The organism is Pseudomonas sp. SIMBA_041 (assembly GCF_046535095.1).
GTDB lineage: Bacteria > Pseudomonadota > Gammaproteobacteria > Pseudomonadales > Pseudomonadaceae > Aquipseudomonas > Aquipseudomonas mucoides.
On the sequence record NZ_JAWRXJ010000591.1, the window covers coordinates 1 to 255 of the forward strand.

The window sequence follows — 255 nt, forward strand, 5'->3', positions numbered from 1 at the left end:
GTCACAGCCAGCGATGCGTGCCAGGCTCTGCCACCGCCGCAAGGTGTTGCCTTGGCCCGGCAAGGGCAGCAGGTCAAGGTGGTCAGCCTGCAACGCCTGGATCAGCGCTGGCAGCTGGGTATCGAGGTTGAGCGCCTGCGGCCGTTCGGTAAAGGCGCGCAACAGGCGGTCAAGGTTGTTCAGATCAAAGTCCTGAATGATGCTCATCAGCCCAGCCCTAGCTGTTTGCGCATGCGCGCGGTGATCGATTGACGG

1 pseudogene is annotated in these 255 nt (G+C 62.7%); it reads right to left on the bottom strand.

The window, feature by feature from the left end:
• Window positions 1-207, bottom strand: a pseudogene (locus SB725_RS32490) (acyl-CoA dehydrogenase); the annotation flags it as partial.
• Between the last annotated feature and the right edge of the window lie 48 nt (window positions 208-255).